Origin of the sequence: Enterobacter sp. NFIX59, from assembly GCF_900113755.1 — a bacterium.
Lineage (GTDB): Bacteria > Pseudomonadota > Gammaproteobacteria > Enterobacterales > Enterobacteriaceae > Enterobacter > Enterobacter pseudoroggenkampii.
This window is the reverse complement of the sequence record NZ_FOQN01000001.1, coordinates 736,905-755,035: the sequence shown is the minus strand read 5'-3', so window position 1 is coordinate 755,035 and position 18,131 is coordinate 736,905. Positions and strand designations below refer to the sequence as shown.

At 59.5% G+C, this 18,131-nt stretch carries 14 protein-coding genes and 1 other RNA gene; 4 read left to right on the top strand and 11 right to left on the bottom strand.

Annotation, left to right across the window (positions count from 1 at the left end):
- Positions 1–708: a CoA transferase subunit A gene (locus tag BM007_RS03590; RefSeq protein ID WP_048991574.1), complete on the bottom strand. Its 708-nt coding sequence runs from the start codon at positions 706–708 to the stop codon at positions 1–3.
- A 140-nt stretch (positions 709–848) separates the two neighbouring features.
- On the opposite strand from BM007_RS03590, the gene BM007_RS03585 reads away from it, so the two are divergent.
- Entirely contained in the window at positions 849–1,742 is an 894-nt protein-coding gene (locus BM007_RS03585) for a LysR family transcriptional regulator (RefSeq protein WP_032645461.1), read from the top strand.
- Here the strand turns inward: BM007_RS03585 and BM007_RS03580 are convergent.
- The 8 genes from BM007_RS03580 to BM007_RS03545 form a co-directional block, all read right to left on the bottom strand.
- Positions 1,739–2,518 (bottom strand): heme ABC transporter ATP-binding protein, encoded by a 780-nt coding sequence (locus BM007_RS03580; protein ID WP_090417294.1) that lies wholly within the window; start codon positions 2,516–2,518, stop codon positions 1,739–1,741. The two genes, BM007_RS03585 and BM007_RS03580, sit on opposite strands and share 4 nt — an antisense overlap.
- Positions 2,511–3,503 (bottom strand): FecCD family ABC transporter permease, encoded by a 993-nt coding sequence (locus BM007_RS03575; RefSeq protein WP_090417292.1) that lies wholly within the window; start codon positions 3,501–3,503, stop codon positions 2,511–2,513. Before BM007_RS03575 ends, BM007_RS03580 begins: the two co-directional genes overlap by 8 nt.
- The gene (locus BM007_RS03570; protein WP_024909417.1) at positions 3,503–4,324 is read right to left on the bottom strand and encodes a heme/hemin ABC transporter substrate-binding protein; all 822 of its coding nucleotides are present in this window, start codon (positions 4,322–4,324) and stop codon (positions 3,503–3,505) included. Before BM007_RS03570 ends, BM007_RS03575 begins: the two co-directional genes overlap by 1 nt.
- Entirely contained in the window at positions 4,321–5,349 is a 1,029-nt protein-coding gene (gene chuS, locus BM007_RS03565; RefSeq protein ID WP_024909416.1) for a hematinate-forming heme oxygenase ChuS, read from the bottom strand. The genes BM007_RS03570 and chuS overlap by 4 nt, the downstream gene beginning before the upstream one ends.
- A 35-nt stretch (positions 5,350–5,384) precedes the next feature.
- Entirely contained in the window at positions 5,385–7,367 is a 1,983-nt protein-coding gene (locus BM007_RS03560; RefSeq protein ID WP_090417290.1) for a TonB-dependent hemoglobin/transferrin/lactoferrin family receptor, read from the bottom strand.
- A 77-nt stretch (positions 7,368–7,444) separates the two neighbouring features.
- On the bottom strand, positions 7,445–7,627 hold the full coding sequence (gene hemP, locus BM007_RS03555; protein WP_024909414.1) for a hemin uptake protein HemP: 183 nt from the start codon (positions 7,625–7,627) through the stop codon (positions 7,445–7,447).
- 171 nt (positions 7,628–7,798) lie between these two features.
- Positions 7,799–8,845, bottom strand: a complete 1,047-nt coding sequence (gene aroH, locus BM007_RS03550; RefSeq protein WP_061715443.1) for a 3-deoxy-7-phosphoheptulonate synthase AroH — start codon at positions 8,843–8,845, stop codon at positions 7,799–7,801.
- Between the two features lie 152 nt (positions 8,846–8,997).
- Complete coding sequence (locus BM007_RS03545) at positions 8,998–9,831, bottom strand: posphoenolpyruvate synthetase regulatory kinase/phosphorylase PpsR (RefSeq protein WP_023311315.1); 834 nt, start codon at positions 9,829–9,831, stop codon at positions 8,998–9,000.
- Positions 9,832–10,166: 335 nt separating this feature from the next.
- Between BM007_RS03545 and ppsA the strand changes: the two genes are divergently transcribed.
- From ppsA to BM007_RS03530, 3 genes are all read left to right on the top strand, one after another.
- On the top strand, positions 10,167–12,545 hold the full coding sequence (ppsA, locus tag BM007_RS03540) for a phosphoenolpyruvate synthase (RefSeq protein ID WP_090417288.1): 2,379 nt from the start codon (positions 10,167–10,169) through the stop codon (positions 12,543–12,545).
- A gap of 235 nt (positions 12,546–12,780) precedes the next feature.
- Complete coding sequence (locus BM007_RS03535) at positions 12,781–14,181, top strand: MFS transporter (RefSeq protein WP_024909412.1); 1,401 nt, start codon at positions 12,781–12,783, stop codon at positions 14,179–14,181.
- A 3-nt stretch (positions 14,182–14,184) separates the two neighbouring features.
- Positions 14,185–16,560 (top strand): glycoside hydrolase family 3 N-terminal domain-containing protein, encoded by a 2,376-nt coding sequence (locus tag BM007_RS03530; protein ID WP_090417286.1) that lies wholly within the window; start codon positions 14,185–14,187, stop codon positions 16,558–16,560.
- Positions 16,561–16,565: 5 nt separating this feature from the next.
- On the opposite strand, the gene rprA is transcribed toward BM007_RS03530, so the two are convergent.
- Together rprA and ydiK are read right to left on the bottom strand one after the other, a co-directional pair.
- An RNA gene (gene rprA, locus BM007_RS03525) (antisense sRNA RprA) lies at positions 16,566–16,673 on the bottom strand.
- A gap of 208 nt (positions 16,674–16,881) precedes the next feature.
- Positions 16,882–17,997, bottom strand: a complete 1,116-nt coding sequence (ydiK, locus tag BM007_RS03520) for an AI-2E family transporter YdiK (protein WP_090417284.1) — start codon at positions 17,995–17,997, stop codon at positions 16,882–16,884.
- Positions 17,998–18,131: the final 134 nt, after the last annotated feature.

Genomic DNA, 18,131 nt, shown 5'->3' with positions numbered 1-18,131 from the left:
TCACACTCCTTCCGCGCGCAGCGTGCGCTGTTCAATGCGTTTTTCAAACTGGCCGACAATCAGCCTGTCGACGTAAATTCCCGGGGTATGAATGGCCGACGGGGGCAGCTCGCCCGGGGGAACAATCTCTTCCACCTCGACGACCGTTATCCTGCCCGCCGTTGCCATCAGCGGATTAAAGTTTTGCGCGGTATGCCGGTAGACGACGTTGCCGTACCAGTCCGCTTTCCAGCCCTTGATCAGCGCGAAATCACCGGTAATGGCCTCTTCAAGGATGTAATGCTTACCGGCAAACTGGCGCACGTCTTTGCCGGCAGCCACGGGCGTGCCATAGCCGGTGGCCGTGTAAAATGCCGGAATGCCCGCGCCGCCCGCGCGCACCTTTTCCGCCAGCGTGCCCTGAGGCGTGAGTTCAATCTCCAGTTCACCGCTCAGCACCTGCCGCTCGAACAGCGCATTCTCGCCGACGTAAGAGGCCACTACTTTGCGAACCTGCCGCGTTTCGAGCAGGAGCCCGAGACCGAAACCGTCCACGCCGCAGTTGTTTGATACCACCGTCAGATCTTTCACCTGACGGCGTCTGACCTCTGCAATCAGGTTCTCCGGAATCCCGCACAGGCCGAAGCCGCCCGCCAGCAAAGTCATCCCGTCCGTCAGCCCATCCAGCGCCTGCGCATAGCTGTCGACGCGCTTATCCAGTCCCGCCATCGTCATTCCTCCTCTTAACCGTGGCGGTATCATTAGGGGCGGCGACTCATTTGTTAATTTTGAATTTGTGACCCACTCATTTGGTTTTTTTATTAATTTCCTGTTAACTAAATTTTTTCAATTAGTTAACAGGATGAAAAATGAGAATGAGTGTCAAACAGTTACGCGCGTTTTTAGCGGTAGCTCACACTCTGAATTTCGCCCACGCCAGCGAACGGCTGAATCTCTCCCAGCCGGCCCTGAGCCTGACGATTAAAGCGCTGGAGGATGCGCTGGGCGGACCGCTGCTGCAGCGGAGCACGCGCAAGGTCGCGCTGACGCAGGAGGGCGAGACGTTTTTGCCGATGGCGCGGCAGCTGCTTGCCGACTGGGATAACGTCGAAGAGGCGATGCACCAGTGCTTTACCCTGCAGCGCGGTAAAATCTCGGTCGCGGCGATGCCGTCGTTTGCCGCGAATGTTCTGCCCGAGGTTCTAAAAGCGTTTCGCGATCGCCATGCCGGGATCAACGTCACCGTGCATGACGTGATTAACGAGCAGGTGATTGAGATGGTGCGGGAAGGGCGGGTCGAGATGGGCATCGCCTTTGAGCCCGCGCCCACGCACAACCTGCTGTTTACCCCGCTGGGCCTCGACCGGTTTGTGGCCATTGTGCCGAAAGATTCCCCGCTGGCGGGCAAAAAACGCCTGACATGGGAAGCGCTGCTGACGCTGGATTTCATCACCCTGCAGCGCCCCTCTGCGGTGCGTCTGATGATGGAAGAGGAGCTGGCGCGAAGCGGCAGAAAGCTGGACGTCGCGCTGGAGAGCCATCAGCTGGTGACGGTCGGGCGGATGGTCGCAAGCGGGCTGGGCGGCAGCGCCGTACCGGCGCTCTGCAAGACGCAGATGGCGTCGCTGGGCGCGGTCTGTATTCCGCTGGACAGTCCGCCCATTGAAAAGTGTATCGGAGTGATCCATCCCGGGCACACGCAGCTTTCAAAAGCGGCGCATGCCCTGCTGGAAACGCTGAAGGATTTTTACCAGCCCGATTAAGGGGCGAGAAACACCTGCGGCGCGGCGTGAGCCGGATGCCTGCCGACGTGAACCTGTGCGCCGTACCAGCGCGCCAGCGCATCGGCCTGCAAAACGGTTTCCGGTGCTCCCTGGGACACGATTGTGCCGCCATGCAGCAGCAGGATGCGGTCCGCCCACAGCGCCGCCAGGTTGAGGTCGTGCAGCACCGCGCACACGTGCAGATGTCCCCGGCTGGTCAGGGATTTCAGCAGGCGCAGGAGATGCTGCTGGTGATAGAGATCCAGCGCAGAGGTGGGTTCATCAAGGAACAGCCAGCCGCGCGGGGCACCGTCGCACCAGAGCTGAGCCAGCGCGCGGGCGAGCTGGATGCGCTGCTGCTCGCCGCCGGAAAGTGCGGCAAACTGCCTGCCCGCCAGCGGTAAACAGCCGGTGATGGCCATAACCTCCTCAATAACCGACGCTTCTGGCGTGCGGGTCCAGGGCGCTCGTCCCATACCGACCACCGCCTCAGCCGGCCAGTCAAATCCGAGCTGCGTGTTCTGGCGCATCACCGCCCGGTAGCGGGAGAGCCTGTCAGGCTGCCAGGCCGCAAGCGGTGTGCCCGCCAGGCTGCACCGTCCGCCCGCAGGCTTAAGGTAGCCGGTCAGCAGCCGCAACAGCGTCGATTTCCCGGCGCCGTTGGGGCCAATCAGCGCCACCAGCTCGCCCTGAGATAAGGTCAGCGACACGTCGTTAATCAGCGTGCGTTGTCCGGCGCGAAAAACAAGGTTTTCTGCACAGTAGCGCTCAGCCATGCGCACCTCCGCGACGAAAGATAAGCCACAGGAACCACGGCGCGCCGAGAAGGCTGGTCAATAAGCCAACCGGCATTTCCGCCGGGGCGACGAGGCTGCGCGCCAGCGTATCGGCCACCAGCAGGAGTAGCGCACCGGCCAGCACCGAGCCGGGGAGCACGGCCCGATGGTCGGCCCCCAGCCACATGCGCACCAGGTGCGGCACCACCAGGCCGACAAAGCCGATCACGCCGCTGACCGCCACGGCGGCGGCCACCAGCAGGGCGCTGCACAGCAGCAGGATCCGCTGCACGGCGGCAACCTCCACGCCGAGGTAGTGCGCCTCTTCATCGCCCAGCTGCAGCAGGTTGAGGGGCCCTGCCAGACGCCAGATCGCCAGCAGGGTGGGGATCATCAGAGACGCGACGGCCAGCAGCGTCGACCACTGCGCCTGGCCGAGGCTGCCCATTCCCCAGAGGGAAAGCTGGCGAAGCTGGGCATCATTGCTGAGCCATGACAGCACGCCGACGGCCGCGCCGCACAGGGCGTTGATGGCAATGCCTACCAGCAGCAGGCGCGACAGGGAAGCGTCACGCTGCCGGCTGAGCAGGAAAATCACGACGGTGGCGGCCAGCGCGCCGAGAAACGCCGCCAGCATCGGGGCATACAGCATTACCAGGGCAGGCAGCGAGAGCGGAAGCACCACCCATAGCGCAACGGCGAGCGCCGCGCCGCTGCTGATACCGAGCAGGCCCGGGTCCGCCAGCGGGTTGCGGAACAGCCCCTGCATCACGCAGCCTGCCAGCGCCAGTGAACCGCCGATCGCCAGCGCCAGCAGCACGCGAGGCAGGCGGATCGTCAGCCAGATCTGACGCAGCGCCTCGTCGCTGCCGTCCCACAGCAGGCTGGCCGGCAGGTGTAATGCCCCAACCCCGGTCGCTGCGAGCGTCATGACGGTCAGGATCGCGGTCAGCATCCATAACGATAAGGCTATCCGCCGGGACATCAGGGCAGTTGCTCCGCTTTGGCACGCAGCTGCCGGATGGCTTCCGGCGTTCGCACGCTGAAGCCCAGCAGCGCCATATCGTCAATCGCCAGCACCTGCCTGTTCCGTCCTGCCGGGGTTTGCGCCAGGCCGGGCAGTTTCCACAGATTCGCTTCACCGCCAAGGGCGTTGATCCCGTCCTGCGAAATCACCACAAGGTCAGGCTGGCTGGCGATCGTGCCCTCCTGAGACAGCGGCTGATAGCGGGTGAACCCCTGCATGGCGTTCTGCAGGCCCGCCGCACGAATGGCCGCGTCCGCGCCGGTCTGTTGTCCGGCAGCCATGGCGGTCATCCCGCCGTGGTTAAGAATAAACAGCACCCGCTTATTGAGCGGTGACGCGGGAAGCGCCGACAGCGCCTGGCGCAGCGTGCTGCGCAGGACCTCTCCCTCGGCCTCTCGGTGCGTCGCTTCAGCGACGATCCGCACCTTTTCATCAATGACGTTCAGGTCGTTACCGGCAGGAATAGCGATTACCCGGACGTGGCTTTGCTCAACCTGCTTTAGCGCCAGAGACGGCTGCGCCTGGGCGCTGGCCAGCACCAGCGTGGGGCGCATGGACAAAATCCCCTCCGCATTGAGCTGGCGCAGATAGCCCACGTCAGGCAGGTCGTTCGCCGCCTGCGGCCACTGGCTGGTGCTGTCGCGGGCCACCAGCGAAGACGCCGCGCCGAGGGCGTAGACGATCTCGGTGACGTCGCCGCCGAGGGTAACGATTTTCTCCTGCGGCGCAGCAAACGCCAGCAGGGGCAGGGCGCTGAGCAGGGCAAGCCACCGTTTCATGCCGCCAGCCCTTTCGCCGTTAAGGCGTCAATCTGGCTGCGCCACTGGTTCTGCTCCGGTTCGCCTTCCGTACGCTGGCCGTACAGCTGGGCGATCTGCGTTCCATCGGCGGCAAACAGCTCCAGGCTGGTGACATGCCCGTCAGCCGTCGGCTTGCGCGTGACCCACGTCTCCGCAATGGCGTCTTCCAGCAGGTGCAGGGTAAAGGTTGGGTTAAAGATGTTCAGCCAGCCTTTCATCGGCGTCAGCTTTTCCACCGCGCCGGTGAAAATCTGCACGCAGCCGCGGTTGCCTACGAAGACCATGATTTCGTTACCGTCCCGGCGCGCCGCTTCCAGCAGCTGCGCCAGCGCGGTGTTTTCTACCCGGCAGGCCAGATCGTCACCCACCAGGCGAAACGCCTGCTGGCGGCTGAGATTATGACGTTTGAGCAGGCTGAAGAACTGATGAACGTCGGTCATGGCGCGCCACTCGTTATCCACGAGAGCAGCCTCCGCATTTTCCGCGTGAGCAGGGGCATCGGGGACCTTCAATGCCAGCGGCGGGTTGTCGGCAAAGATAAAGCGGGTCAGCACGTCGCCCCAGGCGGAAACGTCGGTGTTATCCGTGGCGTAGACCTTCAGCAGGGCATCGCCATGGTGATCGAAGAACTGAATGCTCTGCCGCTCGCCGCGGGCGGTGGCTTCACTGATGTGAAACGCGCTCGCCCACTGGTTGAGGAACAGGCGCAGATCCAGCGCGCGCGGGTTCAGCACCAGCCCAGCGTGGCCGTTCAGGTGCTGGTTGGTGAAGTTCCCGACCTGTTCGTGAACGGCGTAGTCGTTGCGGCAGATACATTTGGTTTCGCCCACCGCCTCCAGCGCGCCCAGGATCTCGCGGATGTCACCGCGCAGTCGCCAGGCATCGTGACCCACGCGGGCAAAGGTCAACTCTGCTTCACTGATGTTCATTAACCCCGCGACGTCGCGCGCGTACTTACCCGGATTGGCTTCTTTTAGCTCAAGCCAGCGCGTGTAGTGATTCATTGTCTCTTCCTTCTGAAAAGTTGCCCCGAAGGGAATTACCACTGATAGCTTACGAAAATCTTGCCGTTACGACCGTCCTGTGGAATGCCCTGAGGTGACCAGTACGCTTTGTCGAAGGCGTTGCCGAGTACCAGCGTGGTGGTCACGCCTTTGAGTCGCTCCTGGCCTTTGTAGCTGACATAGAAGTCGTTGACCGCATAGCCCGGCTGCTCGCTGTAGCTGCTGCTGATATGCGTTGAGCGATCGACAAAGGTCCCAATCCAGCCGACGGAGAACCCGCTTTGCGCCACCGGAACGTCCAGCTTGCTGGTGACGGTATCCGGGTTGATGCTGGAGATGTACTCGCCCGTATCGGTGTCTTTCCCGCGCGTGCGGTTATAGGCCAGGTCGAGGCTGAAGAGGTCGGCCGAGTATTTTGCCATCATGTCCCAGCCCCAGATTTTGGCGTTCGGGACGTTATAAGACATGGTGGTTGCCGCCGCGAAATCGACGGTGGTGGAGATATAGTCTTTGGCTTTGGTATCGAAATAGCTGGCTTTAAACTCCAGCGCATCGTTGGCAAGCATCAGATCGTCAAAGCGCAGGCCAAAACCAAACTCCTGCGTTTCGTTGGTTTCCGGGCGCAGGTTCGGGTTCGGCACCCAGTAGTTGGTATAGAAGCGGCCAATGGAGAAGTGTTTGGCGTCGTTATACATCTCGCCCATGGTCGGCGCGCGGAAGGCCTGCGCGTAAGAGCCAAACAGCATCAGCCAGTCGGTTGGGCTGACGGTTAACCCGGCGCGGGAAGACCACTTATCGGCATCCACATCGTTGTAGCCGTCGCTGCTGCCGCGGTAGTTGTCATAGCGCGTGCCGCCCAGCAGGGTAACAGGCAGATCGCGCAGGGTGATCTCATCCTGCAGCCAGCCGGAGCTGAAGTCGATTTTCGCGTCCGGGAAGCCGGTGGTTGCCCCGCCCGGATGCTGCTCCTGACGATAGTATTCTCCGCCGTAGGTCAGAAGGTGTGCTGCAACGGTGTCGCTGAACAGGCGGGTGCGGTTTTCCACCTTACCGCCTTTGGTGGTCTGCTTGCGGAACTCGCCGCTGTTGTCGATATTCTGGGCATTAATGCGCGCTTCGGACCAGTAGACCTTCGCGTCGGCGTTCAGCCAGTCGTTACCTTCCGGGGCGATGCGGTAGCCCACCTGCGCGTCACGCTGAATGGTGGAGCGATCGGTCATCGGGTTGCTGCTGTCCGCCCCGGTGGTTTGCGGGTTTTTCGGCTCCTGAGCGGCGTTATTGTAGTAGCGCAGGGAGCCGCTCAGGGTCTGGGCCGGGTCGAGTTTCCAGCTGCCTTTCGCCAGCATGTTGTTGATGGATTCGTCGTTAGGGGCGGTTGCTCCGTCGCTCTGGCGGATGTCACCGCGATCCCGGCTGGACCAGGCCACCAGACCGTCCAGGGTGTCGGTGCGGCCGTAGGCGCTGGCCCCCATCCCGAGGCTATGATCGCCCGTCGCGCCTGTTCCAAACACGCGGTAGCCGCTGTTATTACCCGGTTCGAGCAGATCGTTGGCGTCGGCGGTGTCATAGGAGATCACGCCGCCCAGCGCGCCGCTGCCGTACAGCAGGGCCGACGGGCCGCGAACCACTTCGATACGTTTAATCAGCGCCGGATCGAGGAAGGTGCTGTTCAGGTGGCCGGTATCGGTCCCCTGGCGCACGCCGTCAACCAGCACCAGCACGCCGCGACGGTCATAGCCGCGCAGGTTGACGTCCTGCCCGTTGGTGCGCCCGGTGCCGTCCAGCGTCAGACCGGGGACGTTACGCAGCAGTTCGGCCGCCGAGCTGGCGGTTTGTTTCTCCGGCGCGCTGGCGTCAATCACGCTCACCATCATAGGGGCTTCAAAGGCGCTGCGGGCGTTGCCCGTGGCGGTGACGGTAATGTCGTCTGCGGCGGCGAACGCGACGCCCGGCAGGGTGCTGACAATCGCCAGCGCCAGAAGTGACGGACGTAAAGATGTGGAAGGTAGGTGTGGCATAGCAACTCTCCATAAGAAGTGAAAAGCGCTGGCTGCCTGGGGGTTACCTGGGTGGCTGGCGAAGTTTTTTGTGTTGTTTATTTTGTGAGGATCAGTTTTCCGGCATGGGTCTGGCGCAGCAGATAGCGCTGGCCGTCATGCTCGATAATGACCCGGCCCTCATCGCCGAGCAGGGTTTTGCTGTCAATCCGACGCTCGGTAGGGGCTGGTGCTGTGTCTGTTTTTGCTGGCGTTGCCGCGCTGTTATCCGTACGTGACATAATGTTTATAAATAACAATCAATGTAACAATGATAATCATTATCAATAAACTGCAAATTCACGGCAAGCATTTTTGTGAAAAAAGGGTGAGGGGATCAAATTTGGGGTGAGATGCGGTCTGATGCCCTCACCCCAACCCTCTCCCACAGGGAGAGGGAGAAGGACTGGATTTTAAAAGCGTGTGTCCACGGCTGCTGCGAGTTTCTCCAGCAGCAGTTCGCTGTCTTCCCAGCTCAGGCACGGGTCGGTGATCGACTGGCCGTACACCATCTGCTGTCCGGCAACGATTTTCTGCGTGCCTTCTTTGATAAAACTCTCGGCCATAATCCCTGCAACGGCGGTTGAACCGCTGCGGATCTGCTGGCAGATCTCGTCGCAGACGTCCAGCTGGCGGCGATGCTGCTTCTGGCAGTTGCCGTGGCTGAAATCCACCACCAGATGTTCCGGCAGGTCGAACTCGGCCAGCGTTTCACAGGCCGCCGCAATATCTTCTGCATGGTAATTGGGTTTCTTCCCGCCGCGCATAATGATGTGCCCGTACGGGTTACCGCTGGTCTGGTAGATGGTCATATGACCGCTTTTGTCCGGCGACAGGAACATGTGGCTGGCACGGGCTGCGCGGATGGCATCAACCGCGATACGGGTGTTGCCATCGGTCCCGTTTTTAAAGCCGACCGGACAGGAGAGGGCGGAGGCCATCTCACGGTGGATCTGGCTTTCGGTGGTGCGTGCGCCAATCGCGCCCCAGCTGATCAGATCGGCGATAAACTGCCCGGTCACCATATCGAGAAACTCGGTCGCCGTCGGCACGCCCAGCTCGTTGACCTGTAAAAGCAGCTTCCGCGCCAGCTCGATACCGTGGTTCACGCGATAGCTGCCGTTGAGGTCAGGATCGGAAATCAGCCCTTTCCAGCCCACCACGGTGCGCGGTTTTTCAAAGTAGGTGCGCATGACGATCTCAAGGCGATGCTGGTACTTATCCCGCAGTCCCTGAAGTCGTTTTGCATAATCCATCGCGGCATCCAGAGCGTGGATGGAGCAAGGCCCAATCACCACCAGAAGACGTTTGTCTTCACCATTCAGGATTTTTTCAATGCGGCGGCGGGAAGCCGTCACGTGTTCCGCGACGGCGGCGGAAACAGGATGCCGCTGGGCCAGTTCAGCCGGCGTGACAAGGCTGTCAATGCGCGCAGTGCGGAGTTCATCGGTTTTATTCATGGAATGTCTCAGAAAATTTTTGCTTCATCGGCAGACTACCGGGAAGTGATGGGCATCACCTTAAACCAATCCCTGCTGATTTCAAGTTCGGGGCGACACCGCCCCGTGGTTGCAGATGATGATACCTGAATCTGAGCTAATGTACTAGCATATTAGTACATGCGGCGATTAAGCCCCATGATGTCGAGAATTTTGGTGGCAATTTCTTCAACCGAATAGTTGGTGCTGTTCAGCCACGGGATCTGGTTTTTGCGGTACAGCGCTTCCACTTCGGAGACCTCCATACGGCACTGGCGCATAGAGGCGTAGCGGCTGTTCTCGCGGCGCTCTTCGCGGATGGCCGCAAGGCGTTCCGGGTTGATCGTCAGGCCGAACAGCTTGTGCTGCAGCGGCTTAAGGGCGGCAGGCAGCACCAGGTTATCCATGTCATCAGCGATAAACGGGTAGTTTGCGGCGCGAATGCCAAACTGCATCGCCAGATAGAGGCTGGTCGGGGTTTTGCCGCAGCGCGACACGCCAAGCAGGATCACCTGCGCCTGGTCGAGATTACGCAGAGAGATACCGTCATCATGTGCAAGGGTGTAGTCAATGGCGGCGATACGCGCGTCGTACTTGGTCAGGTTGCCGGGGTTCAGCCCGTGGGTGCGGTGGGCGATAGGCGTCGGATCGAGCTTAAGTTCGCTTTGCAGCGGAGCCACCAGCGCCTGCACGATATCCTGGCAGAAGCCTTCACTTTGCAGAATGATGGAGCGAATCTCGGGGATCACGATCGAGTAGAACACCAGCGGGCGGACGCCGGTCTGCTGGTAGATGGCGTCAATCTGGTCCTTCACCGCTTTGGCGCGGCTCTCGTTTTCGACAAACGGCAGCGTGATGCTGTTTATCGAAACGGGAAACTGCGACATCACCGCGTGGCCCAGGACCTCGGCGGTGATCGCCGTACCATCAGAAATATAAAAAACGTGGCGATCGACAGCACTATCCATTTTACTCACCCTGAATATCAGACCTAATTGTCTGAAAGCATAAATTAAAAAAGTAAATTACACAGCAAAGAACTTATCTTAATTATAAATGAAACGGCGTTTTTGATTTTCCTGAAAAGTGGATTTCATTTTTCAAATAGCGACTTTATTTTTGGGGTTTCTGGCTGAAAATATAGGAATCATCGGGTTAATGCCTGGTGGGAAAGTATCCGAAAAGTTGAAATTTTAAATTGCTTACACGATTCACCGTTTTTTTAGCGCTAATAAATATGCCAGTATAAATACGTAGTCAGGTGTTACTTACTCCGATCAAATATCACAAAAGGATTGTTTCGATGTCCAACAATGGCTCGTCACCGCTGGTGCTTTGGTATAACCAACTCGGCATGAATGATGTAGACAGAGTTGGGGGCAAAAATGCCTCCCTGGGTGAAATGATTACAAATCTGTCGGGTATGGGTGTCTCCGTACCGAACGGGTTTGCCACCACCGCCGATGCCTTTAACCTGTTTTTAGACCAGAGCGGTGTTAACCAGCGCATTTACGACCTGCTGGATAAAACGGATATTGATGACGTTACCGAGCTTGCCAAGGCCGGGGCGCAGATCCGCCAGTGGATCATCGACACACCTTTCCAGCCGGAACTGGAAAAAGCCATTCACGACGCGTACAACCAGCTCTCTGCTGACGATGCGCAGGCCTCCTTTGCCGTGCGTTCCTCTGCAACCGCAGAAGATATGCCGGACGCCTCGTTTGCCGGGCAGCAGGAAACCTTCCTGAACGTCCAGGGTTACGATGCGGTGCTGGTGGCGGTGAAGCACGTTTTTGCTTCCCTGTTCAACGACCGCGCCATCTCCTATCGCGTGCACCAGGGCTACGACCATCGCGGCGTCGCGCTCTCCGCTGGCGTGCAGCGCATGGTGCGCTCGGACGTGGGCTCATCCGGCGTGATGTTCTCCATTGATACCGAATCCGGCTTCGACCAGGTGGTGTTTATCACCTCCGCGTGGGGTCTGGGTGAGATGGTCGTGCAGGGCGCGGTAAACCCTGACGAATTCTATGTCCACAAGCCTACGCTGGCCGCTGGCCGTCCGTCGGTGGTGCGCCGCACCATGGGCTCGAAAAAAATCCGCATGATCTATGCCCCGACCCAGGAGCATGGCAAGCAGGTTAAAATTGAAGATGTACCGCAGGAACAGCGCGACCGATTCTCCCTGACCGACGCCGAAGTGCAGGAGCTGGCGAAGCAGGCGGTGCAGATTGAAAAACACTACGGCCGTCCGATGGATATCGAATGGGCGAAAGACGGGAACACCGGCAAGCTGTTTATCGTGCAGGCGCGTCCGGAAACCGTCCGCTCACGCGGTCAGGTAATGGAGCGTTATACGCTGCACGCCCAGGGCAAAATCGTGGCGGAAGGCCGTGCCATCGGTCACCGCATCGGTGCCGGTCCGGTCAAAGTGATCCACGACATCAGCGAGATGAACCGTATTGAGCCAGGCGACGTGCTGGTGACCGACATGACCGACCCGGACTGGGAACCGATCATGAAGAAAGCGGCGGCTATCGTCACCAACCGCGGCGGCCGTACCTGTCACGCGGCGATCATTGCCCGCGAGCTGGGTATCCCTGCGGTTGTCGGCTGCGGTGACGCCACCGAGCGCATGAAGGACGGACAGAACGTGACCGTCTCCTGTGCCGAAGGCGATACCGGCTACGTGTACGCCGATATCCTCGACTTCAGCGTGAAGAGCTCAAGCGTAGATACCATGCCGGACCTGCCGCTGAAGATCATGATGAACGTCGGTAACCCGGATCGCGCGTTTGACTTCGCCTGCCTGCCGAACGAAGGCGTAGGCCTGGCGCGTCTGGAATTTATCATCAACCGTATGATCGGCGTTCACCCGCGTGCGCTGCTGGAGTTTGACGCTCAGGATCCGAAGCTGCAGAACGAAATCCGCGAGATGATGAAAGGCTACGACTCGCCGAAAGAGTTCTACGTCGGCCGTCTGACCGAAGGGATCGCGACGCTGGGCGCCGCCTTCTATCCGAAACGCGTGATCGTGCGTCTGTCTGACTTTAAGTCTAACGAATACGCCAACCTGGTCGGCGGCGAGCGCTACGAGCCGGAAGAAGAGAACCCGATGCTGGGCTTCCGCGGGGCCGGACGCTACGTGTCCGACAGCTTCCGCGACTGCTTCGCGCTGGAGTGTGAGGCGGTGAAGCGCGTGCGCAACGACATGGGGCTGACCAACGTGGAGATCATGATCCCGTTCGTACGTACCGTAGATCAGGCGAAAGCGGTTGTGGACGAGCTGGCGCGTCAGGGGCTGAAGCGCGGCGAGAACGGGCTGAAGATCATCATGATGTGTGAAATTCCGTCCAACGCCCTGCTGGCCGAGCAGTTCCTGGAGCACTTCGACGGCTTCTCTATCGGTTCGAACGACATGACGCAGCTGACGCTGGGTCTGGACCGCGATTCCGGCGTGGTCTCCGAGCTGTTCGACGAGCGTAACGAGGCGGTGAAAGCGCTGCTCTCCATGTCCATCCGTGCGGCGAAGAAGCAGGGTAAATACGTTGGGATTTGTGGTCAGGGTCCATCCGACCATGAAGACTTTGCCGCATGGCTGATGGAAGAGGGGATTGATAGCCTGTCCCTGAACCCGGACACCGTGGTGCAAACCTGGCTGAGCCTGGCGGAACTGAACAAGTAACGCCGCGTTGACCCGAAAAGGCGAGGATATTATTCCTCGCCTTTTTTATTTCCCCCTCTTATTTGCTCCCCATCACAAATAAAGTAAAAAACCAAATATCATAATTTGCCTGTCAATTTAGACAATTGTTAGCGCGCAAACCGTTGCTAATACTTGAGCCTTACATGCGCATTTCCCTTCAGATGATGCGCAACTGGTTGAAATACGTTTTAACCTGATAAAAAGGCAAATAACAATGACACTCTCCTCTGTATTGCGTACCAAAGATAAAATAGGTTATGGCTTAGGTGATATGGCCAGCGCGCTGGTCTGGCAAACGGCAACGTTATTTCTCGCCTATTTCTATACGGACGTTTTTGGGCTGCCCGCCGCGATTATGGGCACCATGTTTTTAGTGGTGCGCGTGGTCGATGCGTTTGTCGACCCGTGCATTGGCGCCCTGGTGGATCGCACCCAGACGCGTCACGGTCGTTTCCGTCCCTGGTTGCTGTGGTTCGCCATTCCGTTTGGCGTAAGCTGCCTTATCACTTTCTATGTACCGGACGTGGGACCGACGGCGAAAATCGTTTATGCCTGCCTGACCTACGCGATCTTAAGCCTGATTTATTCCGCCATTAACGTGCCTTACTGCGCCATGCCTGGCGCGCTGACGTTAGACCCGCGCGAGCGTCACTCCCTGCAGTCGTGGCGCTTTGGCCTGTCGTTTATCGGCGGGTTGATTGTGACGGTCATCGCCCTGCCGCTGGTTTCACTGTTAGGCCAGGGCAACGTGCAGAAAGGCTATTTCTATGCCATGAGCCTGATGGGGCTGCTGGGCATTGTGCTCTTTTTCTGCTGTTTCCTGATGACCCGCGAGCGCTATTCGCCGCGCAATGATACCTCCGGCTCCATGCTGACCGATTTAAAACTGCTGGCCGGTAACAGCCAGTGGCGTATTGTGTTCCTGTTTAATATTTTGCTGTTAACGGCGGTGGTGACGCGCGGTTCCGCCACGATGTATTACGTGAACTACGTGCTGTTGCGTCCGGATCTGGTTTTTGCCTTTATTGTTTCCGGAATGGTCGCCTCCTTAAGCGGCGCTTTATTATCTGAACGGCTGCTGGGGAAATTTGATCGCGTACGCGCCTATCAGTGGACCATTATTTCCTTCGTCATTTTCGGCGCGCTGATTTTCTTCCTGCCGCCTTCACAGGTGTGGCTGATTTTTGGCCTCAACATCGTATTTAGCTTTGTGCAAAACCTGACCACGCCGCTGCAGTGGACCATGTTTTCCGATGTGGTCGACTACGAAGAGCACCGCAGCGGTCGTCGCCTGGACGGGCTGGTCTTCTCTACCGCGCTGTTTGCCATCAAATTCGGTCTGGCGCTGGGTGGAGCGGTGGTCGGCTGGGTGCTTGGCATGGTGGATTACGCCCCGGGACAGGCAACTCAGGCACCCCACGTACTCTCTACGATTAACGCGCTGTTCACCCTTATCCCGTGCGCGCTGTTCCTCTGCATGGTCGCGCTGCTTGCCATCTACAAGCTCAACAGCCGGCTGGTGGATTCCATCGCCCGGGAGCTGGCCAGCAAGCGTGAGGTAAGACCCGACGCGGGGCAGCTCAGCCCGGCAACCCCTTCCGCACTACAGGAGTAAAATATGACTTCTATCTATAAGGACGCGGGACGTCCCGTGCACGAGCGCGTCGCCGATTTACTGGCGCGTATGACCCCGGAAGAGAAATTCGCCCAGATGCATGCGTACTGGCTGATTCTCGATGAAAACGGCAACCACCGCGAGCGCAGCGATCTGAGCGATGAATTCGCCGGCGTGAGCGAGCAGGCCGCGCTGAGCGAACGGCTGAAGCTGGGCGTCGGGCAGATCACCCGTCCGCTGGGCACCCACATCGTTGATGCGAAAACCGGCGTGCGCGCCGCGAACCGCCTGCAGCGGATGATGATGGAAGAGACGCGCCTCGGCATCCCGGCGTTGTTTCATGAAGAGTGTCTGGTGGGGCTGCTGTGTAAAGACGCCACCCTGTTCCCGTCGTCGCTGAACTACGGCTCTACCTGGGATCCGGAACTGGTGCAGCGCGCGGCAGAGCAGATCGGTAAAGAGGCACGGTCCGTCGGCTGCCAGCAGGGGCTGGCCCCGGTGCTGGACGTGTCCCGCGACGTGCGCTGGGGGCGGACCGAAGAGACCTTCGGGGAAGATCCCTGGCTGGTGGGGGTGATGGCAACCGCCTACGTGAAAGGGTTGCAGGGCGATAGGCGTGATCTGCTGGCGACGCTCAAGCACTACGTGGGTCACTCGTTCAGCGAAGGGGCGCGCAACCATGCGCCGGTACATCTGGGCTTTAGCGAACTGAACGACACCTTCCTGCTGCCGTTTGAAATGGCGGTGAAGCTGGCCAATGCCGGGTCGGTGATGCCGGCCTACCACGATATCGACAATCAGCCGGGGCACAGCGACAGCTTTCTGCTGACCACCGTCCTGCGCGAACAGTGGGGATTCGACGGGATTATTGTGGCGGACTACGGCGGCGTCAGCCTGCTGCACCAGCATCACGGGATTTCCCACGATGCGGCCGAATCCGCCGCGCTGGCGTTCAACGCCGGGCTGGACGTTGAGCTGCCGAAAGACGACTGCGCGCGACATCTGGCGGACGCCGTTGAGCGCGGGCTAATTTCTATGACCAAAGTGGATGAGATCGTGGCGCGCGTACTGACGGAAAAATTCCGCCTGGGGCTGTTTGAAAAGCCGTACGCGGATGAAAACGGTATCGATCTGCAAAATGATTTGACCCGCCAGGCCGCGCGGGAGGTGGCGACAAAATCGGTCACGCTGCTGGAAAACAACGGCATTTTACCGCTAGGCGGCAAACCCCGCGTGGCGGTAGTGGGGCCGACGGCAGACGATCCGCTGGCGTTACTCAGCGGCTACAGCTTCCCGGTGCATCTGATCATCAGCGATATGGTGGAAGAGACCTTGCAGGTCATGACCCCGCGCGCGGCGCTGGAGCAGTATCTCGGGGAATCGAACGTCCGCTATGCCAAAGGGTGTCACATCATCGAAAAACGGATGGCGGGCGCGCCGGTCTTCCCTGGCGACAGCGGCAGCAAACCGATGCAGCAGTCGCCGGTCTCGCAAAGCACCGCATTGATCCCCGAGGCCGTGAACGCGGCGCAGGAGAGTGATGTGGTGGTCGCCTGCGTGGGCGATCTCGCCGGGCTGTTCCAGAGCGGCACCGTGGGGGAAGGTTCCGACACCGACTCCCTGAATCTGCCGGGCGTGCAGCAACAGCTGCTGGAGGCGCTTGTAGCGACAGGCAAGCCGGTGATTGTCGTGATGACCGGCGGGCGTCCGTACAACCTTCAGGGGCTGGAAGATAAGGTCGCGGCGCTAATAATGGCGTGGGCGCCGGGGCAGGAAGGGGGCTGGGCGATTGCGGACGTGCTGACGGGGCGGGCGGAGCCGCAGGGGCGTCTGGTGGTGAGCGTGCCGAAAAGCGCCGGGGCAATGCCGTATTACTACAATCACAAGCTCAAAAGCGGCGGCACGCCGTTTGCGTTCCACTTCGGTTCGCGTTACCCGTTTGGCTTCGGCCTCGGCTGGACGACGTTTAGCTGGGGGGCTGCCCGCGTAGCGGAAAGCAGCGCGGCGGTCGACGGCGAGGTGACGCTGAGTGTGGATATCACCAATACCGGGGAACGCAGCGGCAGCGAGGTGGTGCAGGTTTACGTCAGGGATAAGGTCGCCACCCAGGTTCGGCCGCTCCAGGAGCTGAAAGCCTTCCAGCGCGTCACGCTCTCGCCGGGCGAAACCGCCACGCTCAGCTTTACGCTACCGGTTGAGATGTTCAACTTTACCCGCCGGGACGGGAAACGCATCGTTGAGCCGGGCGAGTTTGAACTGCAGGTTGGCGCATCGTCGGCGGATATCCGCGAGAGGGTGACGGTCAGGGTAACCGGGGAAACCCGCGTGCTGCCTGCCGAGTGGCGGATGCTCAGTACCTGTAAGGTGACACGCGCGTAGTCAGGATAAAAAAAAGCCCATCGTGGGAGATGGGCAAAGACTACACACAGCAATTCGTTGTTTCACTCAGGGGATTTCCATGCTTATAAATCAAGGTGTTGATTTATAACCGTGAGCTAATAGTAGGCATTGTGATCTTTAGCGTCGATCAGATTCGTCTCAATAGTTAAAGAGGCGTAAAGATTTCTTGAGGTTAATCGCGGGTTTAATGCAGAAACGGCGGGTCTGACCAGTGTGCAACGAATAAATACTTTAGCAGCGTTAAAGTATTGTGAGGGGGAATGTAGGCCGGGTAAGCGTTAGCGCCACCCGGCAAAAAACTTAATGCGTGTTCTTCTCTTCCAGCTCTTCCAGTTCGCTCAGAATCACGTCCGGGTCTGTTCCCGGAGGCGGAATTTCATGCACCCAGGCGGAGAACAGGCGCCAGGTAACGGCGAGCAGAACCGGGCCAATAAACAGGCCAATCATGCCAAAGGCAATCAGACCGCCAATGACCCCGGAGAGGATCAGGATCAGCGGCAGGTCAGCACCCATGCGGATGAGGATCGGACGAATGACGTTATCCATGGTGCCGACCACGCAGCTCCAGACCAGCAGCACCGTTCCCCACGTGGTATCACCCGTCCAGTACAGCCAGATAATGCTAGGGACCAGCACCAGCAGCGGTCCCAGTTGCGCAAGACAGGTCATCAGCATAACAACGGTAAATACGGTGGCGTACGGTACGCCGGAAATCGCCAGACCGATACCGCCCAGCACCGCCTGCACCAGCGCGGTGACCACCACGCCCAGCGCAACCGCGCGCACGGCCTGCGCAGCCAGCAGTACCGCAGCATCACCGCGTTTGCCCGCCAGGCGGGTGGCAAAGTGACGAACGCCTAAAGCGACCTGCTCGCCGCGCCAGTAGAGCAGGGCGCTGAAGAGCAGCATCAGGGTACAGTGCATCATAAACCGGCCGATATGTGCCGCCTGACCAACAAACCAGGTGGTCGTGGTACCAATGTACGGGCGGACTTTTGCCATCAGCGCGCTGCCGCCCATCTCCAGCAGGCTATGCCAGCCGCTGTAGAGCTTGGCGCCCACCACCGGAATGCTGTTCAGCCAGGCCAGATCCGGCAGCGTCACGTCGCCGCTGCTAATGGCGCGAATAACCGGGCCACTGGAATCCACCAGGCTATTCACCAGCAGGGCAATCGGAATAATAAACAGCAGGAACAGCAGGAGCGTCATGACCAGCACGGCTAACCCGCGGCGGCCGAACAGCAGCTTCTGCAAACGCAGCAGCAGAGGCCACGTGGCCACGACCACGGTCGCGGCCCAGGCGAAGCCGAGAATAAAGGGTTGAACAATCCACAGACACGCAATAATCATGAGGGCCAGAAACAGCACCGACAGTAAAATTTGCGCAACATCCCTGGGCTGGCGAAGATTGACCATAAATGAAACTTTCCTTAAAAGAACGCCAGTACGACTGGCGGGAACGGAAAACCGCGTCTCTCTAATCATTGATGATCTCGGCGGTTTTTGACAGGCGGATTTTGCCTGTAATTCAGCAGAGATTATAAGAAAAA